Below are 17,964 nucleotides of genomic sequence, written 5' to 3' on the forward strand. Positions count from 1 at the left end.
TTCACGTGAAACACCGCCAACCTCGCCGGGTCGTTGAGCGGAGCGACCAAGGAGCGGAGACGAAACGCATCTATCCCGCCCCACAGCCCCGCCACTGAGTCGTGCTGCTCGGAAGCCGTCCTCGCGGTCGGCGAACCTCGCCGAGCCTGATGTTTCACGCGAAACGCCACCGAAGCGAGTTTGGACGCGTTTCGGCTCCGCTCAACAGCCAAGGAAGCGTCACCGCAGCTGCCTTGTCAGGTCGTTGAGCGGAGCGACGAAGGAGCGGAGACGAAACGCACCTGTCCCGCCCCCCGGCGTCGCCACTGCGTCGTACTGCTCGGAAGCCGTCCTCGCGGTCAGCTCCCCTCGCGGAAGCGCAGGTTTCACATGAAACACCGCCGGCGCAAGCTTGGACCCGTTTCGCCTCCGCTTCGCTCCGCTCAACGACCGGGGGTGAACCCAAGGGAGGGGGACGATACAGCATCAGAAGGCGATTGCTGGCGTCTCAACTCCGCTTCGCTTCGCTCAAGGACCAAGCAAGCGGCACCGAGGCAGCCCCGTGAGTTCCTTGAGCAGAGCGAGGAGAGAGCACGTACTCACCCCACGGCGTTGCGACCGAGGTTCGGCGCACTCATGGTCGTTGAGCGACGAGCGCCAGCGAGGAGACGAAACGCCCTGAAGCTCCCTCACGGTCGACACCCCACCGCCCGAGCCCGGATGTTTCACGTGAAACGGCACCCGCGCAGCATTGTGAGGTCGTTGAGCGGAGCGACGAAGGAGCGGAGACGAAAAGTGCTCCACCCACCCCACAGTCTTGGAGCTCGGGGTCTGGCGTACTCATGGTCGTTGAGCGACGAGCGCCAGCGAGGAGTCGAAACGCCCTCAAACTCCCCTCACAGTCTGCATCTATCGCCGAGGCACGGGGATGTTTCACGTGAAACGTGCGCTTAGTTCGAAGGAGGCGACGTTTCGACTCCGCTTCTCTCCGCTCAACGAGCGGCGGGACGTGAGCACGCCGCAGCCTCACGTGTGTTTCACGTGAAACGGCGAGGGATCAGGCGCGGACGAGAGCCCGTACGACGCGGGTCTCCTCGGCGAGAACTCCCTCGCCGAGCACCTCCACGCGGACGTCCGACAGCTTGAACTTCCGGATCTGCTTCTGAGCCGCCTCGATCTCGGCCGGCGCGTTGTGGCCCTTGAGCAGGATGAGCTCGCCGCCGTCGCGGGCCAGGGGAGCGGTCCAGGGGATGAGCGTCCGCAGGGCGCTCACCGCACGGGCGGTCACGGCGTCCAGCACGCCCTCGTAGCGACCGGCCTCCTCGGCGCGGGCACGCTCGACATCCACGTTCTCCAGCCCCAGGGCCCCGACCTGCTCCTCGAGCCAGGCCACGCGGCGCTCCATGGGCTCGATCAGCACCCAGCGCACGTCGGGCCGCGCGATCGCCAGCACCAGGCCCGGGAGCCCGGCGCCCGACCCCACATCGCCGGCGATGCCGCCGGCGGGGAACAGGGGAGCGGCGATCGCACTGTTCAGGATGTGCCGCGTCCACAACCGCGGCAGCTCGAGCGGGCCGATCAGGCCGCGCTTCTCACCGTGCTGCGCGAGCGCAGCGGTGTAGGCGCGCGCGAGCTCGACGCGGTCGCCGAAGAGCTCCGCGGCGACCGCGGGTTCGGGCTCGAGCACGCCGGTCATCAGCCGCGGCGGATGACCGTGTGACGGTCGGCGCCCTCGCCGTACGACTCCGACGTCAGGCCGCGCTCTGACACGATGTCGTGCACGAGCTTGCGCTCGTAGCTCGACATCGCCGGGAGCGACGCCTGCGAGGCACCCTCGTCCAGGCGCGCGACCGCGGCGTCGACCAGCTTCTCGAGCTGTCGGCGACGGGCATCCCGCGAGCCGCCGATGTCGAGGATGAGCCGCGAGAACCGACCGGTCTTCGCCTGCACGGCGAGCCGGGTCAGCTCCTGGAGCGCCTGCACCGTGTCGGGGTGAGACAGCACGGACAGCGACTCGTCATCCGACTCGACCGAGACGTACGCACGACCCTGCTTCACATCGAGCGTGAGATCGCCGTCGATGTCGGCGATGTCCAGCAGGCCCTCGACGTAGTCTGCGGCGATGTCGCCCTCGGCCTCGAGCTCGGCGTTGCTGGGCGCGTCGCCGGTCACGGAAGTGCTGCTCATGTGGTCATCCTCGATGGTCGGGAAGGAAATTGCCTGATCAGAAGGGGATTACGACTTGGCGGGAAGGCCAGCGGCGCCCTCATCCGGGTCCTCCGGCGATGCGGCGTCACCCGGGTTGCTCGAACCCCCCGGCTTCGGCGCCTGCTTCTTCTTCGCGCGCTGCTTGCCCATGGGCTGCTGACGCTTGTGCTGCTGCGCCTTGCGCTGCTCCGCCTCCTCGAGCAGGCGGCGCTGCTCCTCCTCGTACTCGGCCATCGAGACGACCTTGCCCTTGGAGTTGAGCGCCTTGCCGCGGCGCGCCAGGCGCTCCTCGCGGGCCTTCGCGGCCTCCGAGCCGGGCGTGGGGAGCTCGCGGATGACGACGAACTGCTGGCCCATCGTCCACAGGTTGCTGAAGAACCAGTAGAGCACCAGGCCGAGGGGGAAGAAGACGCCCGAGAAGATCATCGCGAACGGAATGACCCAGAGCATGATCTTCTGCATCTGGTACGCCTGGCCGGTCTTGGCCTCGGGGGACAGGTTCTTCGAGATGATCTGCAGCTGCGTGATGAACTGCGTCGCGATCATCAGGACCACGAGGACGAGCAGGATGACGATCGTCGCGACCGCGCCCTGGTCCCACGCCTCGCCGAGCGTCTGGTGGAACGGGGCGAGCTCGAACAGCTTGGCGTCGTTGAACTGGCGCGTCAGCTCGGCGTTGAGCAGGCCCACGCCGCCCGTGCCCGCCTGGGCGTGCAGCTTGACGTCGGACAGCGTGTAGTACAGCGAGAAGAAGATCGGCATCTGCACGAGCAGCGGCCAGCAGCCGCTGAGCGGGCTGGAGCCGTGCTTCTTGTACAGATCCATCGTCTCTCGGCTCATCGCCTCACGAGACAGCTGGTCGCGCTTTCCGCGGTACCGGTCCTGGATCTTCCGGATCTCCGGAGCGAGCTCCATCATCGCCCGCTGGCTCTTGATCTGCCGCACGAACAGCGGGATCAGGGCCGCACGGACGACCAGCACCACGCCGAGGATCGACAGCATCCAGGTGATGCCGCCGGCGGCAGGCAGGCCGATCGCGGTGAACAGCCAGTGCCAGGCGACCAGGATGAGCTCGACCACCCACTTGAGCGGGAAGAGGATGATTCCGAAGAAATCCACGAGGGATCAGTCCTTTCGACGGGGCACGACGAAGCCGTGTGGAGTCAGGTCAAAGCGGAAGGCCGGGTGCGGGCGCACGTCATCCTGTCCGCCGGCCGCCCAGGGATGGCAGCGGACGATGCGCGCTCCCGCGAGCACCGATCCTTTCACGAGTCCGTGCTGCTGCACGGCGGTCACCGCGTACGCCGAGCACGAGGGGTAGTAGCGGCACACGTCGCCGTAGATCGGCGAGATGACCGCGCGGTAGCCGTGGAGCAGCGCGATCCCGGCGTTCCGGGGGAGCAGCGCGACCGCCGCCACCGCGCCCGAGGCGTCCAGCCCGGATACGCGAAGACGCGCAGTCCCGCGCGCCGATGCAGGCAGCACGCTCAACGTGCGCCCCTGCGGGCGAGACAGCGCGTCACTTCGCTGCGGAGATCCTGGTACGAGGCCGTGGCCGAGGAGGGCAGGGCGCGGATGACCACGTCGGCGCCCTCGCGGACGTCGGGCAGCGCCTCGGCGCACACGGCCTTGAGGCGCCGCCGCACGGTGTTGCGCGTCACGGCGTTGCCCACGGCCTTGCTCACGATGAAGCCGAATCGCGCGGGGCGCGGCTCGGCCGTCAGCACGACGTGCGTCACCGTGTGGGCGCCCGCGCACCGAGCCCCCCGACGGACGACGAACCGGTAGTCGTCCCCGCGGGTCAGGCGTCTCGGCCTCGCGAGCACGGCCAGGATCGAGGTGGCGGTGGTGTTACGCCGACAGCTCGGCGCGGCCCTTGCCGCGGCGCGCAGCCAGGATGGCGCGGCCGGCGCGGGTGCGCATGCGGGCGCGGAAGCCGTGCTTCTTGGCGCGGCGGCGGTTGTTGGGCTGGAACGTGCGCTTGCTCATGGAATCACTCCGGAGAAGGTGTCACCGGATGAATGCTGCCGGAGACGTGGATGTGTACGGGAATGCCGCGAGGGCATAAGTCAACCGACCTAGAGTACGTCCGGTCCTGTGATTCGCGCAAACCAGGCGACAACCTGACAGTATCTCCACAGCGCCCCTCCGCGCCCGGCAGGGACACGCGCTCCCCGCTCCGCGCAGCCGGCCGACACATTTGCCGTCGGGCCGTCCGGTGACTAGCGTTGCAGAAGTTATCCACAGGCTGCGCGCACACCGTCGCGCCGCGACATCCCGCCCGGAAGGATGCCCCTGTGGATCGTGCAGGACTCATGAGGGGGGCCATGTCCATGCAAGACGTTCCGCCCGGACAGCGGATCCCGGATGTCCCGGTCTGGCGTGCCGTGCTCGTCGAGCTCGAGGGCGACGATCGCGTCACGCCGCAGATGAAGGGCTTCCTGAGCCTGGTCGTGCCCGAGGGAGTGATGGGGGGAACGCTCTACCTCGCCGTTCCGAACGACCTGACGGCCGCCCAGATCACCAAGCGCCTGCGCGACCCGATCATGGAGGCGCTCGCCCGCCTCGGCGACGACGCCCAGAGCTTCCGCGTCACGGTGAACCCCGAGCTCTCGGAGGCGCAGTTCCCGCCCGCGCTCGGTTCGACCACGCTGGGCGCTCCCGAGCCCGCGCAGCCGCAGCGGCCCGTCGCCGAGAACCCGACCGAGTCCCAGACGCCCAGCCGCAACGACACGCGCCTGAACCCGAAGTACACGTTCGACAACTTCGTCATCGGCCAGTCCAACCGCTTCGCGCACGCGGCCGCGGTCGCGGTGGCCGAGGCGCCGGCCAAGGCGTACAACCCGCTCTTCATCTACGGCGACTCGGGGCTCGGCAAGACGCACCTCCTGCACGCCATCGGCGACTACGCGCAGAGCCTGTTCGCCGGCGTGCGCGTGCGGTACGTGTCGAGCGAGGAGTTCACGAACGACTTCATCAACTCGATCGCGAACAACCGCGGCGCGGCCTTCAACGCGCGGTACCGCGACGTCGACATCCTGCTGATCGACGACATCCAGTTCCTGCAGGGGAAGGCCGAGACGCAGGAGGCCTTCTTCCACACGTTCAACACGCTGCACGACCACGACAAGCAGGTCGTGATCACGAGCGACGTGGCACCGAAGCACCTCACGGGCTTCGAGGACCGGATGCGCAGCCGCTTCGAGTGGGGTCTGATCACCGACGTGCAGGCGCCCGACCTCGAGACCCGCATCGCGATCCTGCGCAAGAAGGCACAGTCCGAGCGGCTGTACATCCCCGACGACGTCGTGGAGTACATCGCGACCGTGGTGTCCACCAACATCCGGGAGCTCGAGGGCGCCCTCATCCGCGTCTCGGCGTTCGCGAGCCTGAACCGGTCGGACGTCGACATCCAGCTCGCCCAGAACGTGCTGCGCGACATCGTGGAGCAGACCGAGGACAACGTGGTGTCCGAGAGCGACATCATCACGGCGACCGCGGCCTACTTCAAGCTCACCGTCGACGACCTGTACGGCTCGAGCCGGTCGCAGGCCGTCGCGCAGGCCCGGCAGATCGCGATGTACCTGTGCCGCGAGCGCACCAGCCTGTCGCTGCCGAAGATCGGGCAGCTCTTCGGCGGCCGCGACCACACCACGGTCATGTACGCCTACAAGAAGATCAGCGAGCTCATGAAGGAGCGCCGCTCGATCTACAACCAGGTCACCGAGATCACCACGCAGCTCGGCCGCCGCTGACCCGCTCCCACGCATGCCCTCCCTGACGCTGCTCGACGACTATCAGGGGGTCGCGCTCGGCTGCGCGCCCTGGCATGAGCTGGACGGGTGGGACGTGCGGGCGCTGCGCGATCCGCATCCGGATGAGGATGCGCTGGTCGCGGCGCTCGCGCACGACACGGCCGTGGTCGCGATGCGCGAGCGGACGGCCTTCCCGGCGCGCGTGCTGGAGCGCCTCCCAGGCCTGAGGCTGCTGATCACGACGGGCCCCGCGAACGCGTCGATCGACACCGCGGCGGCGGCCCGGCTCGGCATCACGGTGTGCGGCACGCGGGCGTCGGCGGCGGCCGCCCCTGAGCTCTCCTGGGCCCTGCTGATGAGCGCCGTCCGCGACATCCCCGGCCAGCAGCGGGCCCTGCGCGACGGCCGCTGGCAGACCGGCGTGGGGTCCGAGCTGGCGGGGCGCACCCTCGGCATCGTCGGGCTGGGGAAGATCGGCACGCGGATGGCACGGTACGCCCGCGCGTTCGACATGCGGGTGCTGGCCTGGAGCGAGAACCTCACGCATGAGCGCGCGGCGGAGGCCGGCGCCGAGCTCGTCTCGAAGGCCGACCTGTTCGAGCGGTCCGACATCGCCACGCTGCATCTGCGGATGTCCGACCGCACGCGGCACATCGTCGGCGAGCCCGAGCTGGCCGCGCTCGGACCGGACGGGCTGCTGGTCAACACGGCACGTGCCGGGCTGGTCGACACCGATGCCCTGATCGCGGCCCTCGCGTCCGGAGCACTCGGGGGAGCGGCGCTCGACGTGTTCGACGACGAGCCGCTCCCGCCCGGGCACCCGCTCCTGAGGGCCCCGCGCACGCTCCTGACGCCGCACATCGGCTATGTGACGCGAGAGCAGTACGCCCTCTATTACTCGGATGCGCTCGAGGACGTGCGGGCCTGGGAGCGGAGCGCTCCCATCCGGGTGATCGCCGCACCCGCCGGCTGACCCGGCGCCGCCAACCGGACAGCATCCGGACGGCCCGCGCCGGCCGTCCGGCATACCGCTTCGGGCACGCTCCCCGTATGACGACGTATGCCCCGATCCGTCCTTGACAGCCGTTCCGGGCACCCTCTATAAGGGTTCTCCCCAGTGTGGAAAACTTGTGGATAACTGTTCAGACACGCCCTGAGCCATGTGAACGACACGCGGACCGGATGTGGAATCGCGGTGTGCGGTGATCGTCCGGCCGGCGACGTCGTCCCCCGCCCGTCCGCAGCCGATCCACATCTCACATGCGTGTAGTTCCCTACGCGCGAGCGGGATCCACAGACTTATCCACATTTTCCACAGCTGTTAACACGACTACAGAGATCTCTTCTCTCCGGGGTCATGCGATGACCTTCTCGGGCCGGAACGGGGAAAACACAAGGATCCGGCGTGGGCACTAGCATGGGAGGCCCACGGTCCGTGGGGTGTGCAGTCATCGAGGGAGCGCTAAGTGAAGTTCCACGTCAACCGTGACGTCTTCAGTGAGGCAGTGTCGTTCGTCGTCAAGCTGCTTCCTCAGCGCAATCCCCAGCCGATCCTGGCCGGTGTGCTGATCGAGGCGACCGAGGACGGCGCCCTCGCGCTGTCGGCCTTCGACTACGAGGCCTCGGCGCGCACCACGATCGAGGCGACGGTCGACGAGCCCGGCACGATCCTCGTGCACGGCCGGCTGCTGTCCGACATCGCGAGCCGCCTGCCGAACGCGCCCATCCAGATGACCACCGAGGACGACGGCAACATCGCCCTCACCTGCGGCTCGGCGCGCTTCGCACTCGCCTCGATGCCCGTCGAGGAATACCCCGCGATCCCCGAGGTCACGGGCGAGTCCGGGCTCGTGCCGGCCGACGACTTCGCCACCGCGATCTCGCAGGTCGCGTTCGCCGCCTCGCGCGACGACGTCACCCCGGTCCTCACCGGCGTGCAGCTCGAGGTCAGCGGCCAGCAGCTCAGCCTCGTCGCCACCGACCGCTACCGCGTGGCGCTGCGCGACATCGACTGGGACGGCGGGCAGCAGGAGGCCCACGCGCTCGTCCCGGCCCGCACGCTCCAGGAGGTCGGCAAAACCTTCTCGCATGGCGGCAACATCTCGATCGCGTTCTCGGGATCGGGCGACCGCGAGATCATCGCGTTCACGGCCGGCAACAAGACCGTGACGTCGCTGCTCATCAAGGGCAACTTCCCGCCGGTCCGCCGCCTGTTCCCCGAGCAGACCGAGCACTACGCGGTCGTCAGCACGAGCGAGCTGACCGAGGCCGTGCGCCGCGTCGCGCTCGTGCTCGACCGCTCGGCGCCGCTGCGCTTCACGTTCACCACGTCGTCCGTCACGATGGACGCGTCCGGCGGCGACCAGGCGCGAGCCTCGGAGTCGGTCGACGCGCACCTGCAGGGCGAGGACGTCACGCTCGGCCTCAACCCCCAGTACCTGCTCGAGTCGCTCGCCGCCGTGCGCAGCGAGTTCGTGCGCATCACGTTCACGTCGAGCGACAACGCCAACAAGCTCAGCCCCGTGCTGATCACGAGCCAGACCTCGGTCGACCAGGCCGGCAGCGACAGCTTCAAGTACCTCCTCCAGCCGAACCTTCTTCTGCGCTGATCTTCTTCCCGCTTCGCGGGGTAGTGCACGGAGACTGCGCGATCGCTCGCCCGACGCTCCGCGCCGGGACTCGCGATCGCGGGCTGTCGCTTCGCTCCATCCGGGGCGGACGTCGCGTTCTGGAGGTGGTCGGCAGTCGCTTCGCTCCACGCTCGCTTCGCTCGCACGACGGTAGAGCCCGTGGGCGGGGCGCATTCCCGGTCGTTGAGCGAGGCGAAGCCGAGTCGAAACGGATTGAGCGAGCGAAGCGAGTCGAAATCGGGCAGCGGCCTCCCCAGACCTCTGTCGGATCACGTCGTTAGGGTCGAACAATGCACGTGGAGCACTTGAGCCTGAAGGACTTCCGCAACTATGCGGAAGCCGAGCTCGAGCTCCGGCCCGGGGCGAATGTGCTCGTCGGGCGCAACGGGCAGGGGAAGACGAACCTGGCCGAGGCGATCGCGTACCTCGCGACGCTCGGCTCGCACCGGGTGTCCGCCGACGCGCCGCTCGTGCGGGAGGGTTTCGACGCCGCGTTCGTGCGGGCTCGGCTCGCGCACGGCGAGCGCCGTGTGACGCTCGAGCTCCAGCTCAACAAGCAGGGCTCGAACAAGGCGCGGATCGGCGGATCGCCCGTGCGGACGAACGAGCTGCCGCGCTACGCGCAGGTCGTGCTGTTCGCGCCCGAGGACCTCCAGATCGTGCGCGGCGACCCGTCGTCGCGCCGGCGCTTCGCGGACCAGCTGCTCGTGCAGCGCACCCCGCGGATGTCGGCCGTGCTCGCCGACTACGACCGGACCCTGCGGCAGCGCACCGCGCTGCTGAAGTCCGCCCGGGCCCGCGGGCTGCGCAGCGCGCAGCTGCCGACGCTCGACGTGTGGGACGACAAGCTCGTCGCCCTCGGCTCGGAGATCATCGACGCGCGCATCCGGCTCGCGCAGGACCTCGCGGCTCCCGTCGCGGAGGCGTACGCGGCGATCGCGGGAGAGGATCACCGCCCGCAGCTGGAATGGGCGCTGTCGGTGCGGGGCGGGGACCCCGAGGAGGGAGAGTCCGTCGACGAGCCGACCGCCGGCGCGACCGCCGAGCTGTTCCGCGCGGCGCTGCAGGCGAAGCGCGCCGCCGAGCTCGACCGCGGTCTCACGCTCGTGGGCCCGCACCGGGACGACCTCATCCTGCGGGTGCGCGGGCTGCCCGTGAAGGGGTACGCGTCGCATGGGGAGTCGTGGTCGGTCGCCCTCGCGCTCCGGCTGGCGTCCGCCGAGCTGCTGCGGGCCGAGTCGCCCGGCGGCGACCCCGTGCTGATCCTCGACGACGTGTTCGCCGAGCTCGACGCCGATCGCCGCGCGCGCCTCGCCGGCGTCGTCGCAGGGTACGAGCAGGTCGTCGTCACGGCGGCCGTCGCGGGCGATGTGCCCGAGGCGCTGCGCGCCAACGCGGTCCGCATCGAGGCCGGCCGCGTCCTGGGCCCGCTCAGCGAGCATCCGCTCGAGGCTCCCGTGGAGGGACGATGAGCGACGAACTGCCCGAGACCCTCGCGACCTACCTGCGGCTGCGCGGGATGGAGCCGAGCAAGCGGGCGCAGTGGCGCAAGCGCCGGCGCCGCGGCTCCGAGGACGACGAGAACCAGCCGTTCACGCCCGGGCGGGATCCCGGATCCATCGGCGACGCGCTCGACGGGCTCACCAAAGCGAACGGATGGGCCCCGCAGCTGGCCCGCGAGGACTTGGTGCGCCAGTGGGAGGACGTCGCCGGCGCGGAGACCGCGCAGCACTCCAGCCCGGTCTCGCTGGAGGGGGGCATGCTCACCATCCAGTGCGACTCGACGGCCTGGGCCAAGAACCTGTCGTACATGCGGGCGCACATCCTGACCCAGATCGTCACGAGGTATCCGGAGGCCGGTGTCGACTCCGTGCGTTTCGTGGGGCCCGACGTCCCCACCTGGAAATGGGGTCGCAGATCGATTCCAGGGCGTGGTCCGCGCGATACCTACGGGTGAGACACCTCCCGGGGTGTCCGGGTGGTTTTTCTCGCGTCTGAGGGCCCGTCAAGGCCGGTCGGAGGGGTCCCGCTTGGTAGGATGGCAGGGCACCCGGAACAGATGTGGAGCGCCACCTAGATGACGACCGACAACCCTCAGGACGAGACGCCTCAGAACGAGACGGGCGCACCGACGGATCCCGCAGGATCGACCGGCTCCGCCCAGATCGACGGCAAGAAGGTCGGAGGGGAGTACGGCGCAGACGCCATCCAGGTCCTCGAGGGTCTCGAGGCCGTGCGCAAGCGCCCCGGCATGTACATCGGCTCGACCGGGCCGCGCGGTCTGCACCACCTGGTGTACGAGATCGTCGACAACTCGGTCGACGAGCACCTCGCCGGACACTGCGACACGATCATCGTCACGCTGCTGGAGGACGGCGGCCTGCGCGTCGTCGACAACGGCCGCGGCATCCCCGTCGACATGCACAAGACCGAGGGCAAGTCCACGCTCGAGGTCGTGCTCACGGTGCTGCACGCCGGCGGCAAGTTCGGCGGCGGCGGCTACGCCGTCTCGGGCGGTCTGCACGGCGTCGGCTCGTCCGTCGTGAACGCGCTGTCCACGCGCCTCGACGCGGTCGTGAAGCGCCAGGGTCACGTGTGGCGCCAGTCGTTCCAGAACGGCGGCGTGCCGCTCGCCCCGATCGACAAGGGCGAGGCGACCGACGAGACCGGCACCACGATCACCTTCTGGCCGGACCCCGCGATCTTCACCGAGACCGTCGACTTCGACTACGAGACGCTGCGCACGCGCTTCCAGCAGACCGCGTTCCTCAACAAGGGCCTGCGCATCGAGCTGTACGACGAGCGCGCAGACTCCGAGGAGGAGGTCGCGCGCGAGGACGGCTCGACCGAGATGGTCAAGCGCCACAACGTCTTCCACTACGAGCGCGGCCTGGTCGACTACGTCGAGTACCTCAACAAGGTGCGCAAGGCCGAGCGCGTGAACGAGGACATCATCGTCCTCGAGCAGGAGCAGGCCGACGGCCGGATGTCGGTCGAGGTCGCGATGCAGTGGACCACCTCGTACAGCGAGAACGTGTTCACGTACGCGAACATGATCAACACCCACGAGGGCGGCACGCACGAGGAGGGCTTCCGCGCGGCGCTGACGACGCTCGTCAACAAGTACGCGCGCGCCAACAACCTCCTCAAGGAGAAGGAGGACAACCTCACGGGCGACGACGTGCGCGAGGGCCTGACCGCCGTCATCTCCGTGAAGCTGTCGGAGCCGCAGTTCGAGGGTCAGACGAAGACCAAGCTCGGCAACACGGAGGCCAAGGCGTTCGTGCAGAAGGTCGTGGGCGATCAGCTGGGCGACTGGTTCGAGCGCAACCCCGCGCAGGCGAAGAACATCGTGCGCAAGGCGATCGACGCCGCGACCGCGCGCCTCGCCGCGCGCAAGGCGCGCGAGACCGCGCGCCGCAAGAGCGTGTTCGAGTCGGCCGCAATGCCCGACAAGCTCAAGGACTGCACGTCCAAGGACCCGTCGATCAGCGAGATCTTCCTCGTCGAGGGCGACTCGGCCGGCGGCTCCGCCGTCGGCGGCCGCGACCCGCACACGCAGGCGATCCTCGCGCTGCGCGGCAAGATCCTGAACGTCGAGCGCGCGCGCATCGACAAGGCGCTGGGCAACAAGGAAGTCCAGGCGATGATCCAGGCCTTCGGCACGGGCATCGGGCCGGAGTTCGACATCGAGAAGGCGCGCTACCACAAGATCGTGCTGATGACCGATGCCGACGTCGACGGCCAGCACATCACGACGCTGCTGCTGACGCTGCTGTTCCGCTACATGCGCGGCCTGGTCGAGGCCGGTTTCGTGTACCTCGCGATGCCGCCGCTGTACCGCCTGAAGTGGTCGAACGCGCCGCACGAGTACGTCTACAGCGACCGCGAGCGCGACGCGCTCCTGAAGGAGGGCGCGGCCGCCGGCAAGCGCATCCCCAAGGAGGCCGGCATCCAGCGCTACAAGGGTCTCGGCGAGATGAACGACCACGAGCTGTGGGACACCACGATGAACCCCGAGACGCGCACGCTGCGCCAGGTGACGATCGACGACGCCGCCGCGGCCGACGAGATCTTCTCCGTGCTCATGGGCGAGGACGTCGAGTCCCGCCGCTCGTTCATCCAGCGCAACGCGAAGGACGTCCGCTTCCTCGACATCTGATCCGCGCCCCGCGCATCCGGATCATCGAGAGCTGAATCGAAAGACACATGGCAGACAACGAAGAGCGCCCCGACATCACCGCCGCGCACAACCACGGCCGCATCGACCAGGTCGACCTCCAGTCGGAGATGCAGCGCAGCTACCTCGACTACGCGATGAGCGTCATCGTCGGGCGCGCGCTGCCCGACGTGCGCGACGGCCTGAAGCCCGTGCACCGCCGCGTCGTGTACGCGATGTACGACGGCGGCTACCGCCCCGACAAGAAGTTCTCCAAGTGCGCCCGCGTCGTCGGCGAGGTCATGGGTCAGTACCACCCGCACGGCGACTCGGCGATCTACGACGCCCTCGTCCGCCTCGTGCAGCCGTGGTCGCTGCGCTACCCGCTCGCGCAGGGCCAGGGCAACTTCGGCTCGCCCGGCAACCAGGGCGCCGCCGCCCCGCGGTACACCGAGACCAAGATGGCCGCGCTCGCGCTCGAGATGGTGCGCGACATCGAGCAGGACACGGTCGACTTCCACGACAACTACGACGGCGAGACGCAGGAGCCGGCGGTCCTGCCGGCGCGCTTCCCCAACCTGCTGGTCAACGGCTCGGTCGGCATCGCGGTCGGCATGGCCACGAACATCCCGCCGCACAACCTCCGCGAGGTCGCCGACGGCGCGCTGTTCGCGCTCGCCAACCCGGAGCTGCCGCGCGAGGAGCTGCTCGAGGGCCTGATGCAGCGCATCCCGGGCCCCGACTTCCCGACCGGCGCGCAGATCCTGGGCACCAAGGGCATCCACGAGGCGTACCGGACCGGCCGCGGCTCGATCACGATGCGCGCCGTCGTGGAGATCGAGGAGATCCAGGGCCGCACGTGCCTCGTGATCACCGAGCTGCCGTATCAGGTCAACCCCGACAACCTCGCGGTCAAGATCGGCGAGCTCGCGCGCGAGGGCAAGGTCACCGGCATCGCGGACATCCGCGACGAGACGTCGGGCCGCACCGGCCAGCGCCTCGTGGTCGTGCTCAAGCGCGACGCGGTCGCGAAGGTCGTGCTCAACAACCTCTACAAGCACACCGAGCTGCAGACCAACTTCGGCGCGAACATGCTGGCGATCGTCGACGGCGTGCCGCGCACGCTGTCGCTCGACGGCTTCATCCAGTACTGGATCGCGCACCAGCTCGACGTCATCGTCCGGCGCACGCAGTACCGCCTGCGCGAGGCCGAGAAGCGCATGCACATCCTGCGCGGCTACCTCGCGGCGCTCGACGCGCTCGACGAGGTCATCGCGCTCATCCGCCGTTCGCCCACCGTAGACGAGGCGCGCGCGGGCCTGATGGACCTGCTCAGCATCGACGAGATCCAGGCCGACGCGATCCTGTCGATGCAGCTGCGCCGCCTCGCGGCCCTCGAGCGGCAGAAGATCATCGACGAGGCCGCGGAGCTCGAGGCGAAGATCGCCGACTTCAAGGCGATCATCGCCGACGAGATGCGCCAGCGCGAGCTGATCCGCGCGGAGCTGACCGAGATCGTCGACCGCTTCGGCGACGAGCGTCGCACGCACATCCTGCACGGCTTCGACGGCGACGTGTCCATGGAGGACCTCATCGCCGAAGAGGACATGGTCGTCACGGTCACGCGCGAGGGCTATGTCAAGCGCACGCGCAGCGACAACTACCGCTCCCAGCGCCGCGGCGGCAAGGGCGTGCGGGGTGCGCAGCTGCGCGCCGACGACGTGGTCGAGCACTTCTTCGTCACCACGACCCACCACTGGCTGCTGTTCTTCACGACCAAGGGTCGCGTCTACCGCACCAAGACGTACGAGCTGCCCGAGGCCGGCCGCGACGCGAAGGGCATGCACGTCGCGAACCTGCTTGCGCTGCAGCCGGACGAGCAGATCGCGCAGATCATCGAGCTCAAGGACTACGCGGCCGCCGAGTACCTCGTGCTCGCCACGCGCAGCGGCCTCGTCAAGAAGACGCGCCTGACCGAGTACGACACCAACCGCCAGGGCGGCATCATCGCGATCAAGCTGCGCGAGGACGACGAGCTGGTCAGTGCGCTGCTGGTGGACTCGACCGACGACATCCTGATGATCAGCCGTCGCGGAATGTCGCTGCGGTTCTCGGCGACGGACGACGCGCTGCGCCCCATGGGCCGCTCGACCAGCGGCGTGAAGGGCATGTCGTTCCGCGGGGACGACTCGCTGCTGTCGGCGTCGGTCGTCCGCGACGAGGGCTTCGTGTTCGTCGTGACCGAGGGCGGCTACGCCAAGCGCACGCACGTCGGCGAGTACCGTGTCCAGGGCCGCGGCGGCCTCGGCATCAAGGTCGCGAAGCTGTCGGACGAGCGGGGCGGTCTGGCCGGCGGCCTGATCGTTTCGGAGGACGACGAGGTGCTCGTGGTCCTCGCCAAGGGCAAGGTGGTACGCTCGGCCGTTGCCGAGGTCCCCGCCAAGGGCCGCGACACCATGGGCGTGCTGTTCGCGCGTCCGGACAAGGACGACCGCATCCTCGCCATCGCCCGCAACAGCGAGCGCGGCGTGGCGGCCGAGGACGAGACCGAGATCGAGGACTCGTCCGCAGCCCAGACGACCGGAGACGACACAGACGCATGAGCACGGTAGCCGACAAGCTCGCCAAGAAGTCCACGCACAAGACGAACGCCAAGCAGGTGCGCCTGCGGCTGGTCTACGTCGACTTCTGGTCGGCCGTGAAGCTGTCGTTCCTGGCGGCCGTGGCCCTCGCGATCGTGACGATCGTGTCGTTCTTCCTGATCTACATGGTCGTGCAGACGACGGGCCTCATCGCCCAGATGGACGAGTTCTTCCAGAGCTTCACGGACGGCAGCCTGTCGATCACCCAGTTCATCGGCCTGCCGCAGGTGATGGCGTTCGCGACGATCGTCGCGATCCTGAACCTGGTCGTCGTCACGGTGCTCGGCGCCGTGATCGCCGGCATCTACAACCTGGCCGTGAAGGTCACGGGCGGGCTGCTCGTCGGGTTCACCTCGAACTGACACGCGCGGGACCGGCCCCGATTGGCGCTCGCCGCGCGGATCGGGTAACCTCTCTGAGGCTGAGGACGCGAGTCCGACGTCCAACTGGGGGTATAGCTCAGGCGGTTAGAGCGCTTCACTGATAATGAAGAGGTCCCAGGTTCAAGTCCTGGTACCCCCACCATCGAGAGCCTTCGCAGACGCGGAGGCTCTTCTCGTTCCCGGGTGTCAGCGGCCGCGCGGCAGGGTTGTCAGGTGGACGCCGACCGCGTCGAACACCTCGAGCACGCCGTCCCAGACGCGCGCCTCGTAGGGGACGCGGGTCCACTCCCTGGCCTCGGGGGGACAGGCCGCCTCGGTGTACGACAGCTCGGCGGGGAAGCGGTACACGTCGCCTTTGGCGGGTCCGTCCGTCCCGGCGAACCAGCTGCAGCCGTCGTACCCCTCCACCGAGCCGTCGGCGTGCAACCTGATCCACGGTCCGTCCCCGTCCGCGCGCCACTCGCCGAGCACGCTGACGCGGAGCGGCGGGACGGAGCGGCTCAGGCGGGCGATCACGACGTCGTCCTCGTCATAGAGGACGAGCTCCCCGTCCTCCACGGCGAGCGACGAGGGGATCGAACGCAGGACGTCCGGGTCGTTCACGCAGGCTCTCAGGGTCTGCCCCCAGGCGCGATCCGTCATCAGCCGATCGCCCTCGAGCCGGGTCACGTCGGTCCAGATGCCGTTGCAGCCGTCTGAGCCGCTCACGCTCCCGCCGCCCGAGATGGTCAGATGCGGGGTGCCCCAGCCGCCACCCCACCGCGCGAGGAACGGCATGAGGTCGCCCCCGTCGTCGGCCTCCGCGCTCGCGCCGACGGTTCGCGTCGCGAAGCCCATCGCGACGACGGCGATCACGACCGCCCCGATGCGGCGTCTGTACATGAGCGGATCATCCCACCCCGCAACGTCCCGGACAACGGGAGCGCCGGGCGCCGGTTCCTGACAGCCGGCCGCGAGGGGCGCGATCCTCGGCCCTGTAGACTCGTCGAGGACATTCCCCCGGGGGCCTTAGCTCAGTTGGTAGAGCGCCTGCTTTGCAAGCAGGATGTCAGGAGTTCGAATCTCCTAGGCTCCACAGTCGACGAGCGATCGGATGATCGCCTCCTTCACTGCGTGATCGGCTCGCTCCGGTAGCCGAGTCGTGAATACCAATCGCGCACAACCTGCTTCTGGGTGTCATCGCACGTGTGACGGTACCCGACGCTGACGTCCCAGTACGAGGTCGACGAGACCCAGATCCGGTGGTCCAGGGTCCAGCCGTCGAGATACGTCAGGGCGAAGCAGTCCGCCATGATCTCGCTGTCGCCGCCGAACGCGGCGAGGGCGGATTCCGACTGCTCGGGGTTCGTGAGCTGAAGGACGTGCGCGAACTCGTGGTACGCGACGCCGGTCTTCAGCCAATCGGTCATGAACGGCCGCGTCGAGTCGACGACATCGATGTGCACCTCACGCGGCTCCGCGACCGCGACGCAACCCCACACGTCGGCCTGGCACAGCTCGTCGGCCGCGTCGATCGACGTCGTGACGAACCCGCCGCCGAGCTCGTCGAGCACGCGCTCGTAGACGCTCCCGGTCGCGTTGACGGCGGCGAGCGCCCGCGCATCCTCGAGCTGGGCCCCCAACGACGCGGTCAACGCGTTCGCCTCTGCGATATCCGTCTCGAGAAGCTCGGCGTCATGGCGATGCCGCCACGCCGAATGCGCGAGGGACCGAAGACCGCCGTGGGGAACGAGCTGGCCGACCCGCATGCCCTCGAACTGCCGGGCCGTCTCCAGGAGCCCCTCCATCGCGGCACCGAACGTCTCCTTCCGGTCGATCAGGCCCTCCTGCTCCTTCACCGTCTTCTGCAGCTCCGAGATCCGCTCGTCCTGCTGATCGAGCCGCGCGTCCGCCGCCTGCAGCTTCACCAGCAGCAGGGTCGACGCGACGGCCAGCGCGACCACGGCGGCGGCGAGGAGCACGACCGTGATGATCCAGCCCCTGCGACGCGCTCGCCGCGGGGCGGGATCGGGGCCCGAGACCGCGGCGGTCTCTGCGGTGCTCGCGGGCGCCTCGCCGGCGTCCGGTCCGATGACTGCGCCGTCGTCCAATTGTGTGATGGCGATACCTCCTCGTCGCGGTACCTGCGTCTCTGACATCACCGTAGTGGGCGGGAGACCTCGATCCGCGCTCCGCCGCGATCGCAATGAGACCGCAGGATCCCGACGA

Annotated in this window: 16 protein-coding genes and 2 tRNA genes; 10 read left to right on the forward strand and 8 right to left on the reverse strand. The window is 68.9% G+C overall.

All coding sequences use genetic code 11. The annotated features are described in order from the left end of the window. Positions 1–1,036: 1,036 nt before the first annotated feature. The 6 genes from rsmG to rpmH are packed head-to-tail and all read right to left on the reverse strand — an operon-like array spanning position 1,037 to position 4,176. On the reverse strand, positions 1,037–1,675 hold the full coding sequence (gene rsmG / locus ASD19_RS03470) for a 16S rRNA (guanine(527)-N(7))-methyltransferase RsmG (RefSeq protein ID WP_055988766.1): 639 nt from the start codon (positions 1,673–1,675) through the stop codon (positions 1,037–1,039). Continuing rightward, the gene (locus ASD19_RS03475) at positions 1,675–2,166 is read right to left on the reverse strand and encodes a Jag family protein (RefSeq protein ID WP_055988767.1); all 492 of its coding nucleotides are present in this window, start codon (positions 2,164–2,166) and stop codon (positions 1,675–1,677) included. Before ASD19_RS03475 ends, rsmG begins: the two co-directional genes overlap by 1 nt. Positions 2,167–2,214: 48 nt before the next feature. After that, complete coding sequence (gene yidC / locus ASD19_RS03480) at positions 2,215–3,306, reverse strand: membrane protein insertase YidC (RefSeq protein WP_055988768.1); 1,092 nt, start codon at positions 3,304–3,306, stop codon at positions 2,215–2,217. A 6-nt stretch (positions 3,307–3,312) separates the two neighbouring features. Further along, on the reverse strand, positions 3,313–3,624 hold the full coding sequence (gene yidD, locus ASD19_RS03485) for a membrane protein insertion efficiency factor YidD (RefSeq protein ID WP_230668011.1): 312 nt from the start codon (positions 3,622–3,624) through the stop codon (positions 3,313–3,315). A 50-nt stretch (positions 3,625–3,674) separates the two neighbouring features. Then, positions 3,675–4,013 carry a ribonuclease P protein component gene (gene rnpA / locus ASD19_RS03490; protein ID WP_055988769.1) on the reverse strand — a complete coding sequence of 113 codons (339 nt, stop codon included), beginning with the start codon at positions 4,011–4,013 and terminating at the stop codon, positions 3,675–3,677. A gap of 25 nt (positions 4,014–4,038) precedes the next feature. After that, entirely contained in the window at positions 4,039–4,176 is a 138-nt protein-coding gene (gene rpmH / locus ASD19_RS03495) for a 50S ribosomal protein L34 (protein ID WP_055988770.1), read from the reverse strand. A 344-nt stretch (positions 4,177–4,520) separates the two neighbouring features. Between rpmH and dnaA the strand changes: the two genes are divergently transcribed. The 9 genes from dnaA (at position 4,521) to ASD19_RS03540 (ending at position 15,898) form a co-directional block, all read left to right on the forward strand. Further along, entirely contained in the window at positions 4,521–5,942 is a 1,422-nt protein-coding gene (gene dnaA / locus ASD19_RS03500) for a chromosomal replication initiator protein DnaA (protein ID WP_055988799.1), read from the forward strand. Between the two features lie 13 nt (positions 5,943–5,955). Beyond that, positions 5,956–6,915 (forward strand): D-2-hydroxyacid dehydrogenase family protein, encoded by a 960-nt coding sequence (locus ASD19_RS03505; RefSeq protein ID WP_055988771.1) that lies wholly within the window; start codon positions 5,956–5,958, stop codon positions 6,913–6,915. A gap of 493 nt (positions 6,916–7,408) precedes the next feature. Further along, positions 7,409–8,551, forward strand: coding sequence for a DNA polymerase III subunit beta (dnaN, locus tag ASD19_RS03510; protein ID WP_055988772.1), 1,143 nt, complete (start codon positions 7,409–7,411; stop codon positions 8,549–8,551). A gap of 311 nt (positions 8,552–8,862) precedes the next feature. Then, on the forward strand, positions 8,863–10,044 hold the full coding sequence (recF, locus tag ASD19_RS03515) for a DNA replication/repair protein RecF (RefSeq protein WP_055988773.1): 1,182 nt from the start codon (positions 8,863–8,865) through the stop codon (positions 10,042–10,044). Continuing rightward, the gene (locus ASD19_RS03520; RefSeq protein ID WP_055988774.1) at positions 10,041–10,529 is read left to right on the forward strand and encodes a DUF721 domain-containing protein; all 489 of its coding nucleotides are present in this window, start codon (positions 10,041–10,043) and stop codon (positions 10,527–10,529) included. Before recF ends, ASD19_RS03520 begins: the two co-directional genes overlap by 4 nt. Positions 10,530–10,649: 120 nt before the next feature. Further along, positions 10,650–12,734: a DNA topoisomerase (ATP-hydrolyzing) subunit B gene (gyrB, locus tag ASD19_RS03525; protein ID WP_082542948.1), complete on the forward strand. Its 2,085-nt coding sequence runs from the start codon at positions 10,650–10,652 to the stop codon at positions 12,732–12,734. Positions 12,735–12,781: 47 nt separating this feature from the next. Continuing rightward, positions 12,782–15,334 carry a DNA gyrase subunit A gene (gene gyrA, locus ASD19_RS03530; RefSeq protein ID WP_055988775.1) on the forward strand — a complete coding sequence of 851 codons (2,553 nt, stop codon included), beginning with the start codon at positions 12,782–12,784 and terminating at the stop codon, positions 15,332–15,334. Then, positions 15,331–15,735 (forward strand): DUF3566 domain-containing protein, encoded by a 405-nt coding sequence (locus tag ASD19_RS03535; RefSeq protein ID WP_055988776.1) that lies wholly within the window; start codon positions 15,331–15,333, stop codon positions 15,733–15,735. The genes gyrA and ASD19_RS03535 overlap by 4 nt, the downstream gene beginning before the upstream one ends. An 86-nt stretch (positions 15,736–15,821) precedes the next feature. Continuing rightward, a tRNA-Ile gene (locus ASD19_RS03540) sits at positions 15,822–15,898 on the forward strand. 44 nt (positions 15,899–15,942) lie between these two features. On the opposite strand, the gene ASD19_RS03545 is transcribed toward ASD19_RS03540, so the two are convergent. Next, positions 15,943–16,638, reverse strand: coding sequence for a hypothetical protein (locus ASD19_RS03545; RefSeq protein ID WP_055988777.1), 696 nt, complete (start codon positions 16,636–16,638; stop codon positions 15,943–15,945). Between the two features lie 120 nt (positions 16,639–16,758). Here ASD19_RS03545 and ASD19_RS03550 point away from each other — a divergent pair. Continuing rightward, a tRNA-Ala gene (locus ASD19_RS03550) sits at positions 16,759–16,831 on the forward strand. A 31-nt stretch (positions 16,832–16,862) separates the two neighbouring features. Here the strand turns inward: ASD19_RS03550 and ASD19_RS03555 are convergent. After that, positions 16,863–17,846 carry a hypothetical protein gene (locus tag ASD19_RS03555; protein ID WP_055988778.1) on the reverse strand — a complete coding sequence of 328 codons (984 nt, stop codon included), beginning with the start codon at positions 17,844–17,846 and terminating at the stop codon, positions 16,863–16,865. Positions 17,847–17,964 lie beyond the last annotated feature (118 nt).

It is taken from the genome of Microbacterium sp. Root53, assembly GCF_001426925.1.
Classification (GTDB): domain Bacteria; phylum Actinomycetota; class Actinomycetes; order Actinomycetales; family Microbacteriaceae; genus Microbacterium.

Coding starts and splice junctions, on each gene's coding strand:
- rsmG (WP_055988766.1), bottom strand. CDS start 1,675: ATGACCGGCGTGCTCGAGCCCGAACCCGCGGTCGCCGCGGAGCTCTTC.
- ASD19_RS03475 (WP_055988767.1), bottom strand. CDS start 2,166: ATGAGCAGCACTTCCGTGACCGGCGACGCGCCCAGCAACGCCGAGCTC.
- rpmH (WP_055988770.1), bottom strand. CDS start 4,176: ATGAGCAAGCGCACGTTCCAGCCCAACAACCGCCGCCGCGCCAAGAAG.
- dnaA (WP_055988799.1), top strand. CDS start 4,521: ATGCAAGACGTTCCGCCCGGACAGCGGATCCCGGATGTCCCGGTCTGG.
- ASD19_RS03505 (WP_055988771.1), top strand. CDS start 5,956: ATGCCCTCCCTGACGCTGCTCGACGACTATCAGGGGGTCGCGCTCGGC.
- recF (WP_055988773.1), top strand. CDS start 8,863: ATGCACGTGGAGCACTTGAGCCTGAAGGACTTCCGCAACTATGCGGAA.
- ASD19_RS03520 (WP_055988774.1), top strand. CDS start 10,041: ATGAGCGACGAACTGCCCGAGACCCTCGCGACCTACCTGCGGCTGCGC.
- gyrB (WP_082542948.1), top strand. CDS start 10,650: ATGACGACCGACAACCCTCAGGACGAGACGCCTCAGAACGAGACGGGC.
- gyrA (WP_055988775.1), top strand. CDS start 12,782: ATGGCAGACAACGAAGAGCGCCCCGACATCACCGCCGCGCACAACCAC.
- ASD19_RS03535 (WP_055988776.1), top strand. CDS start 15,331: ATGAGCACGGTAGCCGACAAGCTCGCCAAGAAGTCCACGCACAAGACG.
- ASD19_RS03545 (WP_055988777.1), bottom strand. CDS start 16,638: ATGTACAGACGCCGCATCGGGGCGGTCGTGATCGCCGTCGTCGCGATG.